This window comes from Gardnerella sp. Marseille-Q9691 (assembly GCF_046507715.1).
Taxonomy (GTDB): domain Bacteria; phylum Actinomycetota; class Actinomycetes; order Actinomycetales; family Bifidobacteriaceae; genus Bifidobacterium; species Bifidobacterium greenwoodii.
Window position 1 is genome coordinate 108,173 of record NZ_JBKFXI010000003.1, and the last position, 12,871, is coordinate 121,043.

9 protein-coding genes and 1 tRNA gene are annotated in these 12,871 nt (G+C 42.7%); 8 read left to right on the forward strand and 2 right to left on the reverse strand.

The genetic code is table 11. The features are described from left to right. Window positions 1–42: 42 nt before the first annotated feature. The 4 genes from ACLD6A_RS05875 to ACLD6A_RS05890 all read left to right on the forward strand — a co-directional run bounded on the left by ACLD6A_RS05875 (window position 43) and on the right by ACLD6A_RS05890 (window position 6,016). Window positions 43–1,710 carry a serine/threonine-protein kinase gene (locus tag ACLD6A_RS05875; protein ID WP_410313828.1) on the forward strand — a complete coding sequence of 556 codons (1,668 nt, stop codon included), beginning with the start codon at window positions 43–45 and terminating at the stop codon, window positions 1,708–1,710. A gap of 96 nt (window positions 1,711–1,806) precedes the next feature. After that, window positions 1,807–2,793: a DsbA family protein gene (locus tag ACLD6A_RS05880; RefSeq protein ID WP_410313829.1), complete on the forward strand. Its 987-nt coding sequence runs from the start codon at window positions 1,807–1,809 to the stop codon at window positions 2,791–2,793. 376 nt (window positions 2,794–3,169) lie between these two features. Further along, on the forward strand, window positions 3,170–4,297 hold the full coding sequence (locus ACLD6A_RS05885; protein ID WP_102695096.1) for an ABC transporter ATP-binding protein: 1,128 nt from the start codon (window positions 3,170–3,172) through the stop codon (window positions 4,295–4,297). A gap of 303 nt (window positions 4,298–4,600) precedes the next feature. Beyond that, window positions 4,601–6,016 (forward strand): DUF4032 domain-containing protein, encoded by a 1,416-nt coding sequence (locus ACLD6A_RS05890; protein ID WP_102695095.1) that lies wholly within the window; start codon window positions 4,601–4,603, stop codon window positions 6,014–6,016. A gap of 70 nt (window positions 6,017–6,086) precedes the next feature. Here ACLD6A_RS05890 and ACLD6A_RS05895 read toward each other — a convergent pair. Next, a tRNA-Lys gene (locus ACLD6A_RS05895) sits at window positions 6,087–6,159 on the reverse strand. Window positions 6,160–6,231: 72 nt separating this feature from the next. Continuing rightward, entirely contained in the window at window positions 6,232–6,489 is a 258-nt protein-coding gene (locus ACLD6A_RS05900; protein WP_004126433.1) for a glutaredoxin domain-containing protein, read from the reverse strand. A gap of 206 nt (window positions 6,490–6,695) precedes the next feature. Between ACLD6A_RS05900 and ftsY the strand changes: the two genes are divergently transcribed. From ftsY to dnaB, 4 genes are all read left to right on the forward strand, one after another. Next, window positions 6,696–7,802, forward strand: coding sequence for a signal recognition particle-docking protein FtsY (gene ftsY, locus ACLD6A_RS05905; RefSeq protein WP_410313830.1), 1,107 nt, complete (start codon window positions 6,696–6,698; stop codon window positions 7,800–7,802). 93 nt (window positions 7,803–7,895) lie between these two features. After that, window positions 7,896–9,677 carry an ammonium transporter gene (locus ACLD6A_RS05910; protein ID WP_410313831.1) on the forward strand — a complete coding sequence of 594 codons (1,782 nt, stop codon included), beginning with the start codon at window positions 7,896–7,898 and terminating at the stop codon, window positions 9,675–9,677. Between the two features lie 278 nt (window positions 9,678–9,955). After that, window positions 9,956–11,317 (forward strand): MATE family efflux transporter, encoded by a 1,362-nt coding sequence (locus tag ACLD6A_RS05915; RefSeq protein WP_410313832.1) that lies wholly within the window; start codon window positions 9,956–9,958, stop codon window positions 11,315–11,317. A gap of 77 nt (window positions 11,318–11,394) precedes the next feature. Then, window positions 11,395–12,867: a replicative DNA helicase gene (dnaB, locus tag ACLD6A_RS05920; protein WP_375169184.1), complete on the forward strand. Its 1,473-nt coding sequence runs from the start codon at window positions 11,395–11,397 to the stop codon at window positions 12,865–12,867. The last annotated feature ends 4 nt before the right edge of the window (window positions 12,868–12,871 follow it).

Consider the following 12,871-nt stretch of genomic DNA (forward strand, 5'->3'; position numbering starts at 1 on the left):
TATAGCGCAATTTGGTAACGTTAAGCACTACCATAATGGAGTATGGAAGATATGAGCATGTTCGATTTGCAGCCAGGTAACAGTGTTGGCGGGTACACTCTTATTGCAAGACTTGGCGGTGGTGCAATGGGCTCGGTTTGGCGCGTTAAAGACGATGGCGGAAATCAATATGCAATGAAAATATTGCGAGCTTGCATAAGCGCTAATCAAAGCGAAAAAGAATATGCTGAGCAGGAACGGGAACGTTTACGTTTAAAGCGTGAAGCTTTAGCATTGCAAAAAATTCACCATCCTGGAGTGTGTTCAATAGTAGATATGGAACTTGATGCTTCAGTAGCATTTATAGTTACGGAGTTGATTGAGGGTAAAAATCTTCGCGAAGACGTTGCAGAAAATGGTCCATATGTTGCTGACGACTTGGAAAGATTAACGCATAAGCTTATTGAAGCTGTTAAAGCGGTGCATGAAGCCGGAATTATACATCGAGATATTAAGCCGACGAATGTTATGATTGCCGCTCATGGACCTGTGCTTGTAGATTTTGGTATTTCTATGGGCGAAGGCGAAAGTCATGTTACGCGTACTGGATTAGTTATGGGAACTCCAGGATTTATTGCTCCAGAAATTATTGAGGGCAAAGATTCCGATGAGTCTACTGACTGGTGGTCGCTTGTGGCAGTGTTGGCATTTGCTGCAACTGGTAAGCCTGTTTTTGGCACAAAGCCTTTGATGGCTGTTTTGGAGCGTGCGGCTTCTGGCAATGCGGATTTAAGCGGTCTTCCTGCAAAAACCATGGACGCTTTTAGAAAAGCTCTTGATCCTAATCGCGAAAAACGTTGCTCTCCCGCTGTTCTTGAGCGAGCAATTAGTGAAGATGCAATAAATCCTTTAGCGTGGCCAGATAACCACCCTTTTGATCGAGACGCTACACGCGGAACTATGCGCGAAATGTGGCGTGAAACAACTCGTGAAACAATTAGTGAAACAATTAGTGAAACAGCTCATGAAGAAGAAACTGTTGTGTCAACTATTCAAAGTGGTTCGACTACAGTTATGGAACAATCTTCTAACGAAATAAATAATAATAAAACTGATGAAGACTATGACGAAGAATCTTATGCGGAGTCTGATGAATCTTCTGACGAAGAAGCTGATGATGCTGCAGATAAACCTTATGAAGATTTAGAAACCAGCAAGTATGATTATTTAACTCGCGGATCTTGGATTTTATTGCTATTTGTGCTTATTTGTGCTGCTATAAGTTGTTTGAATTTCTTATCTGCAGTTGTATTAAATATATTTATTATGTGGGCCAGCTCAACAGCTGGATACAATATTTCCGCGCGGCTGCGTAGAAAAGAGCTTAATAACGGCGTTGCTCCTCGCGGGGACACTTTTATGAGAGTTGCCGCTCTTCCGTGGCATATTATTCGTGGGCTTGCGTATACGTTGCCAAGAATTGTACTTATTTTAATTTGTGCTGTTATTGGAGCTTGTGTGTATCCGCTACTGTTTGGTAGTTCTGCAGAATTTATGGCTTTTAATATTTGGTCAATTCGTATGATTTTCCCAACTTATTTGCCAACTATTCTTTCTTATACTTCTGCCGGGTATGCCATAGGTTTTGTTATTGCGTGGATTATTCTTGCCGTTTTTAAGGGTACTGACATGTTCCGCATAGGCCTTGGCTCATTTTTACGTTTCCGTTGATGCCATCTATTAGACTGTGGTGAAGTTATTATTTTATTGACAAGCATGCGCTAGGACTAAGTCTTAGTTTGCAAAATAAAGGGTTGAAGGATAGTAATGCCTAAAATTCAGATACAGGACAATCAGCAGGGGAATCCATCTTCTACTCGTCAGCAAAGAAACATTGAGAAGCGTGAGCGCGCATTGCGTGAAGCGCGTGAGCGTCGTCAGCAAACAATTATCGGAATTGTTGTAACAGTTATTGTTATGGCTATGTTAGCCGCAGTTGGCGTTACAGCTTACCAAGCTTTTTATCAGTCTCCGCAAACAAATATTGAAAGAACGCAAATTGAGCGTTCTGAAAAAGCTAAAAAGCAACTAAAGAAACTTGGTGCTAAATATAAGCCGGAAGTTGCCAATTCTAAAGGCGGAATTCTTATAAGCAAGCTTGGCTACAACAAGCCTGTTGCTAAAGCTCCAACGGTTGCAACTTATTTTGATCCTTTATGCCCTGGATGCGGAAACTTTAATCGTGAAGCAGACAGAGTGTTGGCTGCAATGGTTCGTGCAGGCCAAATTAATTTGGAAATACACCCAATGTCATTCTTGGATAGGATTTCTACTGATAAATATTCAACTCGTGTATCTGGCGCTATTGCCTATATTGCTAATAATGACAGCAATCCAGAGCATTTGCTGCAATTTATTAACAACATTTTTGCAAAAAACTTCCAGCCAGAAGAAGGCGACGACTATAAGCCTGTAAGTAACGAAAAGTTGATTGAACAAGCTAAGAACGCTGGAGTAGACGATTCTGTTGCCAGCAAGGCTTTTGATCGCAGATACTTAGAGTGGCAGAATTTGATTAACAAATACACTCCTGATTTTATGGAGTTGTTGAATGTTTCCGGATCTAACAAAGGTTCTATGACAACGCCAACTGTAACAATCAATGGAAAGTTGCTCGATATTAATGCTGCTAGTAACAAGAATATGCACACTCTTGAGGCTTTGCTGCATTGCATTGGTTTGAATAAGGACCAAATTGGAGTTGAAGGTCAAATGCCTAAAGTTTCAAGCACTGACTCTCCTATAGACCTATAGTTACATAAAATATTTAACTAAAACGGGCGTTATGCTTATGCTTAACGTCCGTTTTCTTTTTTAATATTTCTTTTAATATAAACAAATGATTACATAATCTCGTATTTTTTATTGCAAAAACTAACTATTGTTTAGGTGTTTATTAATAACTTTCCGTCCGTTCGACACGCCGAAGTGTTGAAAAATACTGATTTTTTACTGTTTTTCTAAGATAAACATGGTATATTAAGGCTTGGCTCAACGAAGAGAAACCTTCAATGGACCAGGTAAGTAAACTGTGGACGATTGATACCCGCCGATGTAGGAATTGGGGTCATGAGTGCACACCCTTCACTACGGATCGTTCGGCACGTACCTGCCGATGAAAGGACATATCATGGCAGAAGTTGTATTTGATCATGTGACTCGTATATACCCGGGCAACGATAAGCCTTCGGTTGACGATTTGTGCATGACTATTAGAGATGGCGAGTTCCTCGTACTGGTTGGTCCATCTGGTTGCGGTAAGTCTACTACTTTGCGTATGTTGGCAGGCCTTGAAGAGGTTAACAAAGGACGTATCCTCATTGGCGGTCAAGATGTTACTACAATGCAGCCAAAGGATCGCGATATTGCAATGGTCTTCCAGAACTACGCGTTGTATCCACATATGACAGTTGCAGACAACATGGGCTTTGCTCTTAAGATTGCAGGTGTTCCAAAAGAAGAGATTCGCGCTCGCGTAGAAAAAGCAGCTGAAGTTTTGGACTTGACAGAGTATTTGGATCGTAAGCCAAAGGCTTTGTCTGGTGGTCAGCGTCAGCGCGTTGCTATGGGCCGCGCAATTGTGCGTGAACCAAAAGTCTTCCTTATGGATGAGCCTCTTTCGAACCTTGATGCTAAGCTCCGCGTGCAGACTCGTACGCAGATTGCTGCTTTGCAGCGCCAGCTTGGTGTTACTACCCTGTACGTGACCCACGATCAGACTGAGGCTTTGACGATGGGTGATCGTATTGCTGTTATTAAGCTTGGTGTTTTGCAGCAGGTTGGTGCTCCAACTGAGCTTTACGACCGCCCAGCAAATGTGTTCGTTGCAGGCTTCATTGGTTCTCCATCCATGAACATTAACCAGCATCCAGTGGTTAATGGACGTGCTCAGATTGGTGAGGATTCTATTGTTCTTCCAAGCGAAGCTGTTGATAAGCTCACCGCAGAAGATCGCGGACAGATTATTGTTGGTTTCCGTCCAGAAGACGCAAGCTTGGCAACTTCCGATGATCCAAATGCGTTCTCCTTGAAGGTTATGAACGTAGAAGATCTCGGTTCTGATGGTTACATCTACGGCAACATCATCACTGATGGTTCTCCTGAGGAAGCATCTACTATGATGTCTGATCAGAACAAGCTTACGACAATCCGCGTGAATCCACGTGCTTTGCCGAAGATTGGCGATACTGTCAAGATTAAGATTGATCCATCTAAGATGCATCTGTTTGCACCTTCTACTGAGCTGCGTTTGAACTAAAAGCGTAGGTTTGCTGCTTACAAAAGCAAAATAAGCAAACTTTCGGTATAAGGGTATGGCGGGGTTCGCAATGAAAGCGAACCCCGTTTTTGCCAGCAAAATCGGTAAAAATCGGTAAAAACTTGCAGAAAAATAAAAGCAAAAAAGAATTTAAAACAAAATAAAAGCAAGCAAAAGTTTGTACATTACTGAACATGCTTTATTATGTATAGTTGTTATCAATAATTAGCCAGTGGTTGATTTGCGATGAATAGTTATTGCAGATTGTATTGTTGGCACGAGCTTGATTGGTAAATGGAAACTATGGAATGGAATGACGCTCCTCAATTGGATCCGCGTGCTGTGCAGGCAACTTCTGTATCTGCACAGGACGAGAGTGCGTTGTCTCAGGAGCCTACTGCGCTTAAGATTACTGCAGCTAGTTCAAATCCTAAGATGTTTACGTTGCCATGGGAGCTGCCACTTTCTCAATGGCCGGCTGATTTGTTTGTAAACCTTCCTCGTGGTATTTCTCGACATATTGTGCGTTTTGTTCATGTTGGCGATGAAGTTTATGCCATGAAGGAAATCACTCGTCAAGTTGCAGAACGAGAATACGAACTTTTGCGTAGATTGCGCAAGCTTGAGTTGCCAACTGTAACGCCTATAGCAGTTGTTGCAGGCCGCAGAGATGCTAATGGCGAAATGCTTGAAGCAATACTTGTGACGAAGCATTTGAAATTCTCTCTGCCGTATCGTGCTTTATTTGCTCGCACATTGCGACCAGACACGGCTGAACGACTTATTGATGCTCTGGCTGTGCTGATGGTGCGCCTGCATCTTTCTGGCTTCTACTGGGGCGATGTTTCACTTTCTAACGTACTATTTTTGCGAGATGCTGATGCGTTTTCCGCATTCCTGGTTGACGCAGAAACTGGTGATTTGCACGGAAGCTTAACAGAAGGCCAGAGAGAATACGATATTGATTTAGCTAGAACCAATATTATTGGCGAGCTTATGGATTTGAGCTCCGGTCAGCTTTTGCCTACGGAAGTAGATGAAATTAGCATAGGCAATCGTTTAGTGGATCGTTATCATTCACTTTGGAGCACGCTTACAGACGTCGATAAGTTCAGTCCTGATGAAATGTGGCGAATTGAGCGCCGCGTTAATCGTCTTAATGAATTGGGATTTGACGTTGACGAGTTGGAAATGAAAACTTCCGAGGATGGCCGCAGAGTGCTTGTTCGTCCTCGCGTTGTGGATGCTGGTTATGCTTCACGCAAGTTGCTACGTTTGACAGGCTTGGACGTGCAAGAAAATCAGGCTCGAAGGTTGTTGAACGATTTGGATGCATACCGTACTTCTACATGGCGTCAAGGTGAAGAGCTGGAGATCGTTGCGACTGATTGGATGCGTGAGATTTTTGAGCCTACTGTTCGTATGATTCCACCTGAATTCCGTTCTCAGATTGAGCCAGCGCAGTTCTTCCATGAGGTTTTGGATCATCGTTGGTTTATGGCAGAAAAAGTCGGTCACGACGTTGCTATGCAAGATGCTGTGACAAGCTATATTAAAAATGTGCTTCCTCAGTACAAAATGGACAAACGTGTGCTTGCTGCAATTAACGCGGATGCTGATTCTGGCGTAGTAGATGATGAATCTACTTACTTGCAAGCAAATAATCCTGGCGTTGATATTGACGAAGACGATCAAGACGCAAGCGTTTGGGCAAGTTGATTTTTAATATAATTACTGTTTGATTTAAGCAGTTCATTAAAGCCTAAGTCTAAATTTGGGTATAAAAAAGTGCCCCCTGTGGGACTCGAACCCACAACCCAAGACTTAAAAGGACTCTGCTCTGCCAATTGAGCTAAAGGGGCAACAGATGCCCAGTATACTACATTCAAGAGACGAAGTGAAACCAGCATACTGTTGTGCGTGTTATAAACAAATTATTGCAGTATTCCTAATGTTTCCAGCTTTGACTTAATTTGTGTAGCAGAAGGTTCAACCATAAAAGTATTGTCAGCAAAAGTAACTACCGGAATATGCTTTTGACCACTAATCTCTACGGCTTTTTCTGCAGCGCCTTCTTCAGTTTCTATATCGTGCCAAATAAAATCTACGCCGTACTTGTTAAGTGCAGCTTTTGCTCGTATGCAATCACCGCACCAGTTAGCACCGTATACTTCTATAGATTTATCTGCCATAAAATCTCCTTAAAACTACTAATCATTGCTAATCAGCACTAATTATTATTAGAACATTTAAATTGCTTATTTTGTGCAATATATTGCTTTTAACAGTGTAATGGAATCTATTGTGTTGCGGTAGTTAGATTTTAAAGTGTGACGAAGATGAGAAAAAATAGTGAAATCTATTGCTAGTGTCCCTTGATTTTCATAGGCTTAATTCCATGAACATGGTTTTAGATATGAATATGGTGATTTGGTTTGTGGCGGCGACCATAGTTATTGCCGTATTGCTAGTGGCTGTTGCGGTAATCTTGCGAATTTGCAGCCATAGCCGAGGCCCTGAAATTCCAAAAAGTGTTGATGACTCAGTTGAAGTAGGAAAGAACGAGTCTAAGATTCCAGAATCAACAACCTCTCGCTTACAGCGCCTTCGGAAACGTTTATCTAATAGCGCAAATCCATTCGGCCGCACACTTTTCAATATCATAAGCAAAGATCATCTGTCGCAGGAAGACTGGGAAGATGTAGAAGACACTTTATTGATGGCTGATGTTGGTGCGAAAGCTAGTGAGGAATTAGTTGATTCGTTACGCCAAGATGCGCGTATTTCTGGAACTTCTAGTGCGGAAGATGTGCGTGCGGCTTTGCGTGCAAAACTTTTGGAACTGGTTGGTGAAAATACTGATCGTCGTTTGAATGAAAATAAGCCTGATGCGCATCATCCAGGCGTTATTATGATGGTTGGCGTAAATGGAACTGGAAAAACAACAACTGCAGGCAAGCTAGCAAGACTATTTGTTGCTCAAAAGCAATCTGTAATGATGGCTGCTGCAGATACATTCAGAGCAGCAGCAGCGGATCAGCTTGAAACCTGGGCGTCTGAAGTGAATGTGCCAGTTGTTCGCGCAGATAAAGATGGTGCTGATCCTGCGTCCGTAGCTTTTACAGCCGCACAAAAAGCTAAAGAAAATAAAACTGATGTTCTTATTATTGATACTGCTGGACGTTTACAAAATAAAGCGAATTTAATGGATGAGCTTGGGAAAATTCGTAGGGTAGTAGAAAAAACTATGCCGGTAGATGAAGTACTGCTTGTGCTGGATGCTACTACTGGGCAAAATGGAATGGCTCAAGCAAAAATATTTGCTGAAGCGATTGGCATTACTGGAGTTGTGCTTACAAAGCTTGATGGTTCTGCTAAAGGTGGAATTGTTGTTGCAGTTCAAAAAGAACTTGGTGTTCCTGTAAAACTTGTTGGATTAGGAGAAGGGCCGGATGATTTAATCCAATTTGATCCGCAAAGTTTTGTTGAAGGTTTGTTGGCATAAGATATATTTGAATTTCCGACTACAATAGGTAGAAAGTGATGTATCAGCTGCAATGGTTATTCCTTGCACTGTTTGAAATAATTGAGGTGAAAAATGACCACAATGGATCCGCAGTGGGCGTTGTTGGCCGGCGCATTGGTGTTTATTATCACGCCGGGTATTGCCCTATTTTATGGCGGCCGCGAACGCGCTACTTCTATGGTAAATATGATGATGTTATCCGCTGGCGCTATCGCTGTTACAACGCTTGTATGGACTTTGTGGGGATGGTCACTGGCTTTTGCTGGTAAAGATATGGCTGGCGGAGTTGTTGGCGACCCATTTAGCGGTTTACTATTCCGCGATTCTATGGTTGCAGACCATGGTGTATTTACATCTATGGATGCTAATTCCGGATTAGCTGGAGGCATTCCTGCCGCATTCCGTTTAGCTTGCGCAGTTGTTGCAGTTGCTTTAATTACGGGAGCATTGGCTGGGCGTGTGCGCTATTCTATTTGGCTTATTTTCGTGGCTGTTTGGGTTACTTTAGTATTTGCTCCGCTTGCTCATATGGTTTGTGGCGGCGGATTGCTGTCTCCTAATGGAGCTATCTCGCAAGCTTTGGGCATTCAAGTGCATGATTTTGCAGGCGGATCTTTACTACATATTGCTGCTGCAGTTTCAGCTTTTGCAATTGTTATGATTATTGGCGGACACGCTCATTTCCCATTGAAGCGTCTGGTATTGCATATTAAAAATGTTGCTCATGCTGGAACAGGAGCTGGCTCGGCATCTGCTAAAACTAATTCTCGTAATGCAAAGAGCCGTTTATCTCGAGCATTGTGGGCTGATGTTGCAAAGGCTCAGGATAATTCTTCTACCGAATCTGTTGTTTCTTCAGTAGCTACTGTGGCTGAAGTCGCTGAAACTTCTTCTCAGTCATCTGTTGAAAATGGTTCTGTTCGTCATCCGCATAATGTCCCATTTGTTATGCTTGGAATTTTCTTGATTTGGTTCGGATGGCTTGGCTTAATGATTGGCTCTTCCGCCGGTGTTCCAGGTGTTGCTGGTTATGCTTGGGTAAGTTCCACAATAACCGCATCTGCATCAATGTTGGCTTGGGGCGTGACCGAACGTTTGCGTTCTGGATGTTTCTCTGCATTGGGTGCTGCGTCCGGCGTTATGGCAGGTTTATCTGCTAGCGCAGCTGCAGCAGACGTTATTGCGCCGCTGTGGGCTTTGGTTTTGGGTGTGCTTTCTGGCGTTATTACTTCACTTGTGACTCATTCTCGCACTTTCGCACGTTATGACGGAGCTTTGCATGTTGTAAGTGTAAATGGTGTTGCAGCTCTTATTGGTGTAATTTCCGTTGGACTTTTTGCAGATGGTTCTGGTTTGCTTTCTGTTGGAGATTGGCATCAGCTTGTTGCGCAACTTTGCTTAATCGGGATTGTAGTGCTTTACTCTGGTGCTGTAACATCTATCGTTGCTTTTGCTCTCGAAAAGCTTTTTGGATGGCGTATTTCTGAAGCTAAGGAACGTAAGGGCGTTGATTTAGCCGATCAAGGCGAACGCGCTTATGATTTCTCTGCCATTGCTCAAAGTCATGAAGGTGCTGTTGTTGCGGTGTCTGACGATGCGTCAAGTAAAACTCAGATGGCCGTTCTTACTTCGGTTGATATTGCAGTTGATGACAATTCTCTGGAGTCTGAATCGACTAGTGCAGATAAGCAAACAGTTTTGGAAGCTGATAAGGAATCAGATTCTGAAACTAATGGCGAATCCGAAAAGAGTCAATCTGAAGTTAATTTAGACGAAAAAACATTAGAAGAAGAGCAAGAATCTAATAAAAACAATAAAAAATCTAGTAAATCTCGCGAAGATAACGGTAAGTAAAGCTGGAAAAATAGATTCCGTAAGACACGCACGAATTATTAAATGTGGATAAAAAGATAAGTTATCCACATTTAAGGCGTGTCTAAGTGGACATCTTACAAAATTATCCACATGTTGGGGATAACAATGTGGATATATTGCGAATAACTTTGCGGAATCATATTTTTATTTGCACTTTACTCATATTTGTGTTAGCTCAATCGCGAATATTTTTTATGTAGTATTTGCACAATATTGCATTTGCTGCGATTCGCTAGATAGCAGTGAAATGAAGCATTATGATGAATCAAGAGTTGGATAATCAGAATAAAAAAGAGGTACTTCGCAATATTTGGATACTTGCTGTACCAACTTTTGGGCAGCTTATATCTGAACCTGCGTTTGTACTTATTGACACTGCTATTATTGGTCATATTGGCAAAAACGCGTTGGCTGGACTTTCTATTGGCTCAACAGTACTTCTTACCGTTGCAGGTCTTTGCTTATTTTTGGCATACAACACAACTTCTCAAGTTGCTCGTCTTTTAGGCGCGGGGAAACGTCGAGAAGGTTTTAGTGTTGGAATTGACGGCTTGTGGCTTGCATTATTTCTTGGTGTAATTCTTACAGCATTTCTTATTTTCGCCGCTGAGCCGCTATGTTACGCAATAGGCGCGCGTGGCTCTACGTTGCAAAATGCTATTGTGTACACTCAAATGGTTATGCCAGGCCTTCCAGCAATGCTTCTTGTGTATGCTGCAAACGGAATATTTCGAGGGCTTAGAAAAGTCCGTATAACCTTATTTGCTGCTGCTAGTGGCGCTGTGCTCAATACTATTCTCGATGTGATTGCTGTTTTTGGATTAAACATGGGAATTGCCGGCTCTGGAATTGCAACAATGATTGCTCAATGGTATATGGGGCTTGTGCTCAGTATTCCAGCTGTTATTTGGGCTATGCAAAGTGGTGCTCGTCTTAAACCTAATTTTCAACATATTTTACATTCTGCAGGAACTGGCATGCCACTATTCGTGCGAACACTTGCATTGCGCGTGTGCATGGTTGCTACGGTTGTTGCTGCAACTCGTCTTGGTACAAATACGCTTGCTGCGTATCAAGTTGCTAATTCTTGCTGGAATTTTGTTATGAATATTCTCGATGCTATTGGTATTGCGGCACAAACTATTGTTGCCTCAGTGCTAGGAGCAGGCCTACGTAAACGTGCTGGAGTTATTACACGCATTTGTGCTCAAGTTGGTGCTGTAAGCAGCTTAGGAGTCGGTTTATTCATGATTTTAGTGGGGTGGAGCTGTTCGTCACTGTTTAGTCCGCGCGCAGATATTCAACTTTTAATTTCTGTAGGCATGACAATTCTTGGCTTGTTCTTGCCTCTTGCTGGATGGATGTGGGCGCTAGATGGAGTATTGATCGGAGCTGGTGATCATTCTTACTTAGCAAAATCATGCTCAGCAACGGCAGTTGTGTATTTAGGCGTACTTATTTGTACAAGCTGTTTTGACGTTGCTTTTAACGCGAACGATGTAATAAGAACAATCACATTGTGGATTGTGCTAAATTCAGTGTATATTGGCGGTCGTGCGCTGGGAAATAGTTTGCGCATTAGAAACGATTTGTGGATGAATGCTGCACTAAAACTATAAATATTTTGTAATATTACTTGCGAAAATATTTTGAAGTTTTTGTTCTTAAATACGTGCGCGCGTTTATACTCGTTTTTATGGCAGATAATGATATGTGGCAGTCTACTAATGGCAATACTGGCCGCGCAGGAAGCAATCGTGGCGGCAATGTTGGCGCACCGATATATGGTTCTGGAGCTACTCGTAACGCTGAAGGAACAAGCGGTACTACACTGTTTGATCGTGTGCCTCCGCACGATGTTGACGCCGAAATGGCAGTGCTTGGCGGAATGCTTATGAGCAAAGATGCTATCGGTGAAGTATCGCAAGTGCTAGAAACAGCAGATTTTTATCAGCCTCAGCATCAAACTATTTACGATGCTATTCTTACGCTTTTTGCAGGCTCTCAGCCTGTTGATGTTGTGCTTGTAGCTAACGAATTAATGAAGGATGGAAATCTCGATAAAGTTGGCGGAGCTGACTATTTGCACAGCCTAGTAGCTTCTGTGCCAACAGCCGCAAACGCAATGTACTACGCAGATATTGTGCATCAAAATGCTATTCTTCGTAACGTTATTACTGCTGGAACAAAAATTGCGCAAATGGGCTATTCTGCATCCGGGGCTCAGGCAGAAGATATTGTAAATCTTGCGCAATCAGAAGTGTATGAGATGAGTGCAGGCAAAGTGCGTCAGGATTACGTTGCCATTGGTCCAGTTTTGCAAAATACTCTTGATCAGCTCGATAAAATGCAAAATCACGAACTTGAGCAGGGTGTGCCAACAGGATTTCGTGACATTGACGAAGTTACGCAGGGTTTGCAGCCTGGTCAAATGATTGTTGTTGCAGGCCGTCCAGCCATGGGTAAGTCAACGCTTGGCATTGATTTTGCTCGCTCGGCGGCTCTACACCACAATATGACATCTATTGTGTTCTCTCTAGAAATGAGCAAAGTAGAATTAGCTCAGCGCATTATTGCTGCAGAAACTAATATTCCACTCGCCGCCATGCGAAGAGCAGAAGATATTACTCCAGATCGTTGGAATACTCTCAATAATTTCTGGACAAAAATGCAGGATGCTCCGCTTTTTATTGACGACAGCCCAAATATGAGTTTGATGGAAATTCGTGCAAAATGCCGAAGGCTCAAGCAGACGAATGATTTGAAACTTGTAGTTATTGATTACCTTCAGCTTATGAGTTCCGGCAAGCGTGTAGAAAGTCGTCAGCAGGAAGTCTCGGAATTCTCGCGTGCGCTAAAACTTCTCGCTAAAGAGCTTGAAGTGCCAGTTGTGGCTTTGAGCCAGCTTAATCGTGGACCGGAAATGCGAAACGACAAAAAGCCGCAGCTTTCAGATTTGCGTGAATCTGGTTCTATTGAGCAGGATGCTGACGTTGTGTTCCTTGTACATAGACCTGATTTTTACAATAAGGAAGATCGCCCGGGCGAAGCCGATATTATTATGGCAAAGCATCGTAATGGTCCTACTGACACGTTTAATCTTGCCTTCTTGGGTGCAACTTCCAAGTTCATGGATATGCCGCAAGATTACCAGCAGGCGGGAGTGTGATTTA

Coding starts and splice junctions, on each gene's coding strand:
- ACLD6A_RS05910 (WP_410313831.1), top strand. CDS start 7,896: ATGACCACAATGGATCCGCAGTGGGCGTTGTTGGCCGGCGCATTGGTG.
- ACLD6A_RS05890 (WP_102695095.1), top strand. CDS start 4,601: ATGGAATGGAATGACGCTCCTCAATTGGATCCGCGTGCTGTGCAGGCA.
- ACLD6A_RS05915 (WP_410313832.1), top strand. CDS start 9,956: ATGATGAATCAAGAGTTGGATAATCAGAATAAAAAAGAGGTACTTCGC.
- ACLD6A_RS05875 (WP_410313828.1), top strand. CDS start 43: ATGGAAGATATGAGCATGTTCGATTTGCAGCCAGGTAACAGTGTTGGC.
- ACLD6A_RS05880 (WP_410313829.1), top strand. CDS start 1,807: ATGCCTAAAATTCAGATACAGGACAATCAGCAGGGGAATCCATCTTCT.
- ACLD6A_RS05900 (WP_004126433.1), bottom strand. CDS start 6,489: ATGGCAGATAAATCTATAGAAGTATACGGTGCTAACTGGTGCGGTGAT.
- ACLD6A_RS05885 (WP_102695096.1), top strand. CDS start 3,170: ATGGCAGAAGTTGTATTTGATCATGTGACTCGTATATACCCGGGCAAC.
- ftsY (WP_410313830.1), top strand. CDS start 6,696: ATGAACATGGTTTTAGATATGAATATGGTGATTTGGTTTGTGGCGGCG.
- dnaB (WP_375169184.1), top strand. CDS start 11,395: ATGGCAGATAATGATATGTGGCAGTCTACTAATGGCAATACTGGCCGC.